Source organism: Agathobacter sp., assembly GCF_977054825.1.
In genome coordinates this window covers 25,547-36,457 of the sequence record NZ_CDRTEH010000003.1, presented here as the reverse complement: position 1 = coordinate 36,457, position 10,911 = coordinate 25,547, and the positions used below count along the sequence as shown (strand labels likewise).

Here is a 10,911-nt window from a genome sequence, read left to right as displayed (position 1 = left end):
CCTGTTTTTATAATCATGCAAGAAATGAATACAAATAGTTAAATAGTAATTGACTAATAGTAAAAATGGTGACATAATTTAAGAGGTAGGTACTAAGGAGGCTTCTGATATGAAAAACAATATAAGTAAGCTATCCGCATTGACTTTGGCATGCACGATTGCATTTTCTGGTATGTGGCTATTTATGCAGGTGATGGAAAGATAGTTGAGGCTCAATCTACTGAGGCTGGAATCACAAATAACAGGAATGTGCAATGTCATACAATTTTGGCAATCAGAAGGCTGTTGTAGAAATAAGTATTGACGAACACATTAAAATTACAGATGGGGATAGAAGCTTATGAGGATAAAGAAGAGAGTAGTTAGTATTTTTCTTATATTAGGAATGGTTATTTCAGAAAATCTGTTTTGCGAGTCATATATGGTGAATGCAAATGAAATGTTTGAAGTAAAAAAAGTGATTAAAACTAATATAAATCCTGAAGAATTTTCAAGTGATTTACCATATATGGAAAATTTTGGACAAGCGGTGAACACATACTTAAACAAAACAGATAATGGTTATGAAGTTGTTTTTGTGAGTGATAAGATTTATATTGTGAACTATGACAGTAACTGGAATGTTATTGGTAATAGAGAACTTGATTTTGAATTACCGATATTTGGGGCATTCTTTTATGGTGACAAGTATAATTATGTTGTTTGTGGTCAACAGGCTGGGAGCAAAGAGACAAAAGAAGCATATAGAGTTATAAAATATGATAAAGACTTTAACAGATTAGACGCTCTATCAATCAGTAATGATTTATCTTATACGGCAAGACCTTTTTTAGGAGGAGATATAGCTGTTGCAGAAAACAATGGTGAGTTAATAATATATACTGCAAGAAATAGATATGATGGGCATCAGTCAAATATTCTGTTTAGAATAAATATAAATAGTATGAGGCTGATGAATTCTTCACAAATGGGCGAATTCCCGGATATACATGTGTCACATTCAATGAGAAATTTAGTGAGATATGATGGTGGAAAACCTATTTTGGCAACTATTGGGGATGCATATCCAAGGAACGTGTGTATTCAGGATACATATGGGACGAGAGTAGAAATCTTAGGCATAGATGGCAAAATTGGAGATAATAAAACAGATACAGATTTGTCTGATTTCGAGGTTACTAAAGATAGTTATCTTTTGGCAGGAGCACAAAAGAAAAATGGATGTAATAATATATATATTTCATCAGTAGATAAGAATTTACGTAGAAATGATAAGAAATTAACATGGCTGACAAATTATACGTCAGATTGTGAGGGAGTATGTAATACAAAAATATCTAAAATTGACGATGGTAAGTATGCTGTAATGTGGAACAATTTTACATATGGGGGAAGTCTGCAGTATGTAATGGTTGATGATTCTGGAAATGTAATTAGTGAATTGAAAACTGTAAATGGAATTAAATTGACTCAATGTGACCCGATATTGGATAATGGTAAATTGGAGTGGATATCTTATATTGATGGCAAAGCAGAACTTTTTAGATTATCTGATTTTAGCTGCAATGGTAGCTATAAAGTACAGAATACATATGTTAAAGCAATAAATCCATGGAATGGCGGTGTTGATACAGGCTGGTATATTGAAGGAAAGAATGAATTTGATATATCAACAGCACAACAGTTGGCAGGACTGGCAAAGCTTGTTAATGATGGAAATACTTTTGAAGGAAAAAGAGTTGTTTTGACGAGTGATATTTTTTTAAATGATGATTATTCAAAAGAAAATGTCTGGTCTTCAATAGCAAGTGTTAGCAGCGGAGTGCAATTTCAAGGAACCTTCAATGGCAGTGGACATACTATTTACAATGGGTATACCATCAATAATGAAGAAGGAGGTTTATTTGGAGTTATAGGAGAAAAGGGTATTGTAAAAGCTGTTTCTTTAAAACAGGGAACCTATACAGGCGAGTCAATTGCATATATAAATAACGGTTGGATTATATTTTGCGAGAATATTAGCTGTGTTCAAGGCTTGAGGTCTACATACTATATATCATGTGCCGGTGGGATATGCTATGAGAACAGAAATTTAATTTATGGATGTGGAAATAAAGGTAGTGTTGAAGGTAGTGCAGCGGGTGCAATTGCTAGTAGAAACACAGAAAATGCTATAATTGATTCCTGTTGGAATAATGGTGTTGTAATAGGGTCAAGTGGAATAGTTAGTAATAATGAAGGCTGGGTGACAAATTGTTATAATAGCGGACAAGTAGGAACTGCAGGTATAGCCGAAGATATGAGGGATTGGAATATGAGGGTAATTAATTGCTACAACGCAGGCTCTCTTGTTAAATCATATTATGACTATAATTATCAAGACACTATCGGAAATTATCATGGTACGAATGTGTACTCTGCAACAGAATATTGCAATTCATCTTATACAACAGTTGTGTCAATGGACGAATTAAAAAGTTCAGATATGATATCCAGAATAAAAGGTGATGATGTATTAAACAAATGGTGTTTAGATGAGCATTTATTGAATAAAGGACTGATGATTCCTCTGGCACAAGACGATTTATATTCTGGAGAATATAAGGTATTACCAGTGATTAACAGTATAAAAGATAAAGTTACGGTAAATATTTCAGATGGTGAATATCAGCTTGAAGGAATAATTGATGCATTGTATGGAACTAAAAAAGCAGAGCCTGTTTATGACTCTGAATCTAAGAATATTTCTATTACTTCAGATGGAAAAATTACACCAAAGAAGGCGGGTACCGCAATTGTGAAAGTAACTTTATCGGAAACTGAAAATACTAAAGAGTATAGTTTTAATATTAATGTAACAGTAAATGGATTACGTGGAGATCTGAATAATGATGGCAAGGTTACTGTGTCGGATCTGGTTAAGTGTGTCCAGGGTGTGTCAGGAAGAATCACATTAACGGATTCGGAAAACTGGGCTGCGGATGTTGATGAAAATGGAAAAGTTGATATAAGGGATGCAACACGATTACTGTATTTCGTCAGTGGCAGAAATGCAAATTTATAAGAAGGTGAGGTATACATATGACAAAACAAATCACAAGAAAAACTTTAATACTCTTTATGGTACTGTCTGTTTTTATGACAACTATATGCAGTCAGACAAGTGTAAAAGCAGCAAATAAAGTATACAAAAATGTTAAGCTGATATTTGAGGACAATCAGGGAGATACGATAAAAACATTTACGAAAGATATTGTTCAAGGAGAAACATTAGGTCAGATTTTGGGTGATCAATACCCAACAATGAAAGCTGACTCTAAACTTGGTAATTTTACCGGCTGGTATAGCAGTGATTGTCTTTACGGATTGTATTCCGGAAAAAGATATGAAAAAAATACACCGGTAAATATAGAGTATGATTATGAAGAGGATGATTACATACAAATTTCCTTCAAGGCTGCATATGAAAAAAAGTCTGTTCTTATAAAGTATTATTATATGGATAATGATGATTGGCATGAAAAACATGAAGAATGTATTTTAACTGTTGGAACAGGTAAGAATGCTATATTGAGTTGTGCTCCGGCTGTTGGCGATGTAAAGCCCTACTGTCATTTTGAAAACTGGAATATTATATACGGAGAGGATGTAATAGATGATAATCCGGATCAGTATTATCTTGTAGAGGCTGCGTATGATAATTATCCTGTTGGAGTTAAGAAAAGCTATATTGATAATACGGGAAATGTAAAAACCGTTGAGGAGACAAAATACTATCCGGCCGGAAGCAAATATGAGGATATATTGGTTGAATTGAAGACAACACCGGATGATGCCTCAACAGATACTACAATTACAGGCTGGAACATTTTTGATCCAGCTGGTTATACTGATGAAGAGGGAACAATAGGGGTTCATGCTGATGAAAGAGGTGCCTGGAGAAATGATTTTGATTTGATTGCCGAGTATCAGAATGTGGAACTTAATAAAGTGTATTATAAGATTGTCGGTGAAGATCAGAAGATTCATGAAACTGATAAAGTGGTAAGCAACACAAAAAACAGCAGCGAGCAGGATGTCTATAATGAGGCTATAAAGTATATACCTGATGGTCATATGAAGGCTTTAGAGTATACAGGAAATTGGCATATAACAAGAATTACATCAAATATGAATGATGATGTGTATTATTCTATGAGACCAAAATACAATAAAATTGTCGTAGAAGTGGATATGGCAAATTATGATAATAGTGTAGATACAATAATATATGCAGCAGCTCCGGGAGATACACTGGATATTCCGGATGGTTATTTTATGGCTGCATATGATGAGGAAGGTAATACTTTATATGTTACTAAATATACAGTTCCAAAGGATGCAAAGGAAAGTGTTTTTGTTACATGGTTTTCAAAGAAATTCTTAGAAGGTAATTCATTAGAAGATAAGATAAATAATGCAAAAGACGGAGAAAATGTAGAGGATACTCTTTCAAAGGATGGTATTGTTTCAAAAGCTGCATTAAATGCACTTAAAGGCAGAGATGTTTCATTGGTATTATCCATAGCAGATCAAAATGCTAAGTGGATTATCAATGGTACATCAGTTAATGATGTTAGTGATGATATAAATTTATCAGTTACAAGAAGTAGTGTTGATACCGGAAATATATCGTATGATAAGATAAGCAAACTGTTAAGCAAAAGACAGGCTGAGCAGATTGCTTTTGGAAATAGTGATAGATTTAATTTTACCGGAAAGCTTGAAGTTAGCACATCTGGTCTGGGGGGACAGGATAAAGCAGTTTTGATTCAGAAATCAGATTCTGATAACATGGAATACACAAATTCAGCTAAAATTAATGATGCATCCACTGCATTTACAATTGATAACGGACATGATGGAGTCATCATTTATGGAATAAATGGTGATACAAATGCAGACAGCAAGATTGATATCAGAGATGCGATGGAATGTCTTAGACATGTAAGCGGAAGAGAAGATATTGATGTTGTTAAGCAGGGATTTGCAGATGTGAATTTTGATGACAAAGTAAATATACAGGATTTAATTAAAGAAATTCATGTTGTAAGTGGGCGTGAAGACACTTTTTAAATGAATTTTTATGAAGCTTGATTAAATTAAATGTGGGCTTTTCATTAGGCAAGGTGATAAACATGGCATTATTAAATTATGAATTCGACAGGCAACTTGAGCTCGAGAGAGCCGATGCGTATGCAGAGGGCTTCCTGAGAGGGTATAAAAAGGGCTTTGAAAAAGAAATGCGTAAACTAATGGTTTTTAACATGTATGAAGAGGGATATTCGGTCGATCTGATAGCAGATATTGTGGTGGAATTAACCAAAGAAGAGATAGAAGATGCTATAAAAATAAGAAAGAAATGATTTTGAGAAAAAATATCAGTTATTAGATATATTTAATCTTTACACCCAATTTACCTCCACACACCTTTCGACTTTACAACTTTAAGTTATAGTAATTTTAGCAGCTGTGAAACACACTAACTTAATTTTGTGGAGGAAAATATGAGAAAGAACAAGAACATACTGAAGAAGGGCATGATCCTTGCAGCAGTTTCAACAATGGTAGTTACCATGGCACCGGCAATTCCGGCTTATGCTTATGGTGAAGCAGATTCAAAAACAGGTCAGGCGGCTTTTAATGCGGCAACAACAGGTTCAGCAGATTATCAGAGCTGGTTAACCGGTACATGGCAGGGGGGCACACAGGACTTTGCCAATACCAATCAGATTGCGCTTACACCGGGCTCTACAGCCAAGGATCTGGGCTTTGCATGGTATTCAAAGACCAAGGGAACACCGGCTGTGATGGTATGGAAGGATGGCTCAAAGGCAGGTGCACAGATTGTAAAGGGTACTGCAACAGATATAAGTGCCACAAACTGGCAGCAAGAAGCTTATGCTGCTTCAAATAAAGTAAGCATCAATGGCTTTTTTGAACCAAATACAAAGTATGTTTATCAGTATACAGACAATTATTCGGACAATGGTGATACAGTATGGTCAGATGAGTATACATACACCACACACGCTACAGATACATTTTCTGTAATCCTGACAGGAGATCCTCAGATTGGAGCATCAGGCAGTAAAAGTGATAAAGAGGCAAACGATATGAGCGTTGCACAGGATGCCTACAACTGGAACAAGACAATGCAGAAGGCTATGGAGATTGATCCGGATGCGTCATTTCTTTTGTCTGCGGGAGACCAGATAAATGAGTCAAATGCAGGATCGGAAGATACTAAGAAGACCAGAGAGAGCGAGTATGCCGGATATCTTTATCCGTCAGTATTCAGAAGTCTTCCTATTGCAGCTACAATCGGAAACCATGATAAGGACGGCTCTGACTACACTGCACATTTCAACAATCCGAACTCAGAGGATAATCTGGGAAGCACCGGTGCCGGCTGTGATTTCTACTTCAATAATGGAAATGTATTGTTCATTTCTTTAAACAGTAACAACCGTAACCAGGCAGAGCACAGAGAGTTTATGAAAAAGGCTATTGCAAGTAATCCGGATGCAGCCTGGAAGGTAGTGGTATTCCACAGTGATATCTATGGCTCAGGACAGCCGCATGCAGATACAGATGCTACTACAAACAGAATTATCTTTGCACCGCTCATGGACGAGTTTGATATCGATGTGTGTCTTACAGGTCATGATCATACATATTCAAGAAGCTACCAGGTACAGGACGGAAATGTTATCGACTATGATTTGAGCAAAGGTTCAGTTAACAATCCTGAGGGAACTCTTTATATCACAACAGGCTCAGGTTCAGGTTCAAAATACTATAATCTGTTAAATTACACTCCATACTATATCGCAGAGAGAACCAATGCATGTCTGCCTTCATTCTCTACTATAGATTTTTCAAGTGGAGCCATGACAATAAAGACATATGACTACAACGGAAATAAATATGCTGACGATTTCACAATCACAAAGACAACAGATGCGCAGAGTGCCGATGAGGTGATTGCGGCAGCAGATGCTCTTGTAAACAGCACAGACGTAGCATACACAGATGAGAGCATGGAAGCATTAAAATCAGCACTTGCCTCTCTTAAGGAGCTTAAGGCTTCCGGCACAACAGCAGATGATCCGATGGTAAGTGATATCACAACAAACTATGGAACAGCAAATGACCGTGTTAAGGGATATGGCTCTATAGCAAAGGATGATGATAAAGATGGTGCAAAAAATCGTTTCAAGAAGGGAATTTCTACACTTCTTGACAAGACAATCTATACTCAGGTAGCTGAAGGCAGGGAGGAAAACCTTTCTGATTATAGTGCTGATAAGGCTCCGGTTGTAAAGGGGATTGATGAGGCAAAGAAAGCAGTTGTAAATGCAATAAATGCTTTACAGGTTAAACAGACTGCTCCAAGTGGAAATCAGAACGGAAAAGCAGACCAGAGTGGAAACGGAGCACAGGGTGGCGCAAATCAGAGCGGAAACGGAGCACAGGGCAACGCAGGTCAGAACGGAAGCACAGGTCAGCAGGTTGCAGGAAATAATGCAGGCGGCTCAGGAAACCAGAATGTCAGCACATCAAATTCAGGTACAGGCAAGTCGGCTTCTAATAGCGCAAGTACTTCAAAGAGCGCTAAGGTAAAGACAGGAGATGTTAACCATGGCGGCATGTATGCAGCACTTGGAGTATTAGGCGCAGCAATCCTCGCAGCAGTGCTTGGAATGAGAAAGAAGGGTAAATTTTGGCAAAAATAATTGACACATATGGTAAATACCTTATTGTGGCTCTTATTACACTGGCAATGTTTATATTCTTTCGAAGTGTTGAAAGAAAACCGCTTCTTGCAGATGACAATACGTCGTTTGTGAGGGCGGTGGTTACGCAAAACGACAATGAAGACCTTCAGGCTGAAGCCTCACTAGACAGTGGCGACAGCCAGAAGGTTGTTTTGCTTATCAAGTCAGGAAGCCACAAGGGGGAGACAGTTGATGCATACAGCTTAAACGGATATTTATACGGTGCCAATTGTAAGGTAGGCACAAGGGTTATTGCGAGTCTGTCGGAGTACGATGGCAGTCTGTCAGCAAATGTTTATAACTACGACAGGGAAAATGAGATATGGGTGCTATTAGCGGCGTTTTTTGGACTTATGTGGCTGGTTGGCGGAAAGAAGGGCTTTAATTCCATTCTTGCGCTTATATTTACCTTTGCAACTGTTATATTTTTGTATATTCCGCTCATGTATATCGGAGCATCTCCGTTTATTGCGGCAACTGCTTCGGTTGTCATTATCACGGTTGTCACGTTCACACTTATAGCGGACTGGCAGATGAAATCCATAGGTGCCATGCTTGGAACTGTTTTTGGAGTTGTGGTCTCCGGAATAATAGCATTGCTTTTTGGACACTTCGGACATGTGACGGGCTACAATGTGGATGATATTGAAAATCTGATTTATGTTGGACAGAACTCAAAGCTCGATATCAGCGGCATGCTGTTTTCCGGCATACTCATCGCATCACTTGGAGCTGTGATGGATGTGGCGATGTCTGTAGCCACATCGCTTCACGAGATAAAAGAAAAGAGCCCGAATATATCTGCAAAGGAGATATTTAAGTCGGGTATAAATATAGGCCGAGATATGATTGGAACTATGTCAAATACGCTGATTCTTGCCTATGTGGGAGGAAGCCTCGGGCTTGTGATGATCATATATGCATACTCGTATCAGATGCACCAGATACTTAATATGTATTCTATGGCAATCGAGATAATGCGAGGCATATCAGGCACAATGGGAATTATCCTGACTGTGCCGATTACATCGCTTATTATGTCTTTTCTTCTGACAAGGAAAAAATAAGTGACTGAGTAGCTGAAAACGCTAAACAATCAAAAGCTTGTTACGACAAGATATATCACACCAAGCCCCCAGCTTGAAAATATGCCATACAGTATCACGGGACCTGCAATCCTGAATATCTGACAGCCTATGCCAAATACCTGCCCCTCAACCTGAAATTCACATGCGGATGAGCATACTCCGTTTGCAAAGCCTGTTATAGGAACAAGAGCACCGGCACCTCCCCAGTTTGCAAGAGGTGCATACAGGTTTAGGGATGTCAGTACGCAGCTTATGAGAATCAAAAGCATGCTGCACCAGGCAGATGCTTCGTCATTGCTTAAACCAAAGTATTGTGTGCAGGTATTTACTATGAGCTGCCCGATAGTGCATATGATTCCGCCGAGTATAAATGCCTTTAGCATGTTTGCAGAAAGGCAGTGGGTAGGGGTGACGCGCTTTACATATTTGTTATATTCATCGTTTCGTTTTTCTTTTTGGTCAGTAGTCATGTTTTTCAGACCTCCTTTTTTATAGGATGACCGTATTTTTTAAATGTATTCATATATGTGATTTTAGTTATTCGATTTAGGTATAGTTACTTATTAGAATTAAATATGAAGGATATATCAAATAATCCTTGCCACTTTCTGCTTTAAATAGTAGAATTGTAGCAAGGATTATTTTTGTGCGGTAGCGCATCAAAGTAATAAATCACAGCAAAGCATATAATTGCGACAAATAATGCAAGCATTTTGCAATAAAGAAAAGGAGACACATATATGTATACACTTGACGACATCAAGAAAGAAGATCAGGAGATTGCAAGCGCAATCACAGACGAGTTTGAGCGCCAGAACAGCCATATCGAGCTTATTGCTTCTGAGAACTGGGTAAGCCCTGCTGTTATGTCAGCCATGGGAAGCATCCTCACTAATAAATACGCTGAGGGATATCCGGGAAGAAGATACTACGGCGGCTGCGAGTGCGTGGACGAGGTAGAGGAGCTTGCCAGAGAAAGAGCCAAGGAGCTTTTCGGCGCAGAGTATGTAAATGTACAGCCACACTCAGGTGCACAGGCCAACATGGCAGTTCAGTTCGCCATCTTAAAGCCGGGCGATACAATCATGGGAATGAACCTTGACCACGGCGGACACCTCACACATGGTTCACCGGTCAACTTCTCAGGCTCATATTTCCATGTAGTGCCTTACGGAGTAAATGACGAGGGCTTCATCGACTATGATAAGGTAGAGGAGATTGCCCTTGAGTGCAAGCCAAAGATGATCATCGCAGGTGCATCTGCATATGCGAGAACTATAGATTTCAAGCGTTTCAGGGAGATTGCAGACAAGGTAGACGCAGTGCTCATGGTTGATATGGCTCATATCGCAGGTCTTGTAGCAGCAGGACTTCATCCAAGCCCAATCCCATATGCACATGTTACCACAACCACTACACACAAGACTCTCCGTGGACCTCGTGGAGGAATGATCCTCTGCAGTCAGGAGATGCAGGATAAGTACAATTTCAACAAGGCTATTTTCCCTGGAATCCAGGGTGGACCTCTCATGCACGTTATCGCTGCAAAGGCAGTCTGCTTCAAGGAGGCATTACAGCCTGAGTTCAAGGAGTATCAGAAGCAGATTGTAAAGAATGCACAGGCACTTTGCAAGGGTCTTCAGAGTCGTGGCATCAAGATTGTATCAGACGGCACAGACAATCACCTCATGCTCGTAGACCTAACTCCGTTTGGTCTCACAGGAAAGTCTATCGAGAAGCTTCTCGATGCGGCTCATATCACAGCCAACAAGAATACTATTCCTAACGACCCACAGAAGCCATTTGTCACAAGCGGTATCCGTCTCGGAACACCTGCTGCCACATCAAGAGGCTTAAAGGAGGATGATTTCGACAAGGTTGCAGAGGCAATTGCCATGATCATCAAAGAGGGTGAGAGCGCAGTTGAGCCTGCAAAGGCTATCATCAAGACACTTACTGACAAGTATCCTCTTGCATTTTAAGGGTTTTCAGAGTAAAATGTT

The 10,911-nt window shown here is 38.8% G+C and carries 7 protein-coding genes; 6 read left to right on the top strand and 1 reads right to left on the bottom strand.

The genetic code is table 11. The features are described from left to right. Window positions 1-340: 340 nt before the first annotated feature. The 5 genes from ACW6PM_RS04355 to ACW6PM_RS04335 all read left to right on the top strand — a co-directional run bounded on the left by ACW6PM_RS04355 (window position 341) and on the right by ACW6PM_RS04335 (window position 8,887). The gene (locus tag ACW6PM_RS04355) at window positions 341-3,064 is read left to right on the top strand and encodes a dockerin type I repeat-containing protein (protein WP_456056330.1); all 2,724 of its coding nucleotides are present in this window, start codon (window positions 341-343) and stop codon (window positions 3,062-3,064) included. Between the two features lie 17 nt (window positions 3,065-3,081). After that, window positions 3,082-5,115: a dockerin type I domain-containing protein gene (locus tag ACW6PM_RS04350; protein ID WP_456056329.1), complete on the top strand. Its 2,034-nt coding sequence runs from the start codon at window positions 3,082-3,084 to the stop codon at window positions 5,113-5,115. A 62-nt stretch (window positions 5,116-5,177) separates the two neighbouring features. Beyond that, entirely contained in the window at window positions 5,178-5,405 is a 228-nt protein-coding gene (locus tag ACW6PM_RS04345) for a hypothetical protein (protein WP_308651345.1), read from the top strand. 141 nt (window positions 5,406-5,546) lie between these two features. Then, entirely contained in the window at window positions 5,547-7,778 is a 2,232-nt protein-coding gene (locus ACW6PM_RS04340) for a metallophosphoesterase (RefSeq protein WP_456056328.1), read from the top strand. Next, window positions 7,766-8,887 (top strand): YibE/F family protein, encoded by a 1,122-nt coding sequence (locus ACW6PM_RS04335; RefSeq protein WP_456056327.1) that lies wholly within the window; start codon window positions 7,766-7,768, stop codon window positions 8,885-8,887. The genes ACW6PM_RS04340 and ACW6PM_RS04335 overlap by 13 nt, the downstream gene beginning before the upstream one ends. 29 nt (window positions 8,888-8,916) lie before the next feature. On the opposite strand, the gene ACW6PM_RS04330 is transcribed toward ACW6PM_RS04335, so the two are convergent. Beyond that, window positions 8,917-9,378 (bottom strand): SpoVA/SpoVAEb family sporulation membrane protein, encoded by a 462-nt coding sequence (locus tag ACW6PM_RS04330; RefSeq protein ID WP_456056326.1) that lies wholly within the window; start codon window positions 9,376-9,378, stop codon window positions 8,917-8,919. Window positions 9,379-9,648: 270 nt separating this feature from the next. Here ACW6PM_RS04330 and glyA point away from each other — a divergent pair, with 270 nt between their 5' ends. Next, the gene (gene glyA / locus ACW6PM_RS04325; protein WP_015516939.1) at window positions 9,649-10,890 is read left to right on the top strand and encodes a serine hydroxymethyltransferase; all 1,242 of its coding nucleotides are present in this window, start codon (window positions 9,649-9,651) and stop codon (window positions 10,888-10,890) included. Window positions 10,891-10,911 lie beyond the last annotated feature (21 nt).

Bases quoted from the DNA above. Each gene is read 5' to 3' on its own strand.
- ACW6PM_RS04355 (WP_456056330.1), top strand. From the start codon at position 341: ATGAGGATAAAGAAGAGAGTAGTTAGTATTTTTCTTATATTAGGAATG.
- ACW6PM_RS04350 (WP_456056329.1), top strand. From the start codon at position 3,082: ATGACAAAACAAATCACAAGAAAAACTTTAATACTCTTTATGGTACTG.
- ACW6PM_RS04345 (WP_308651345.1), top strand. From the start codon at position 5,178: ATGGCATTATTAAATTATGAATTCGACAGGCAACTTGAGCTCGAGAGA.
- ACW6PM_RS04340 (WP_456056328.1), top strand. From the start codon at position 5,547: ATGAGAAAGAACAAGAACATACTGAAGAAGGGCATGATCCTTGCAGCA.
- ACW6PM_RS04330 (WP_456056326.1), bottom strand. From the start codon at position 9,378: ATGACTACTGACCAAAAAGAAAAACGAAACGATGAATATAACAAATAT.
- glyA (WP_015516939.1), top strand. From the start codon at position 9,649: ATGTATACACTTGACGACATCAAGAAAGAAGATCAGGAGATTGCAAGC.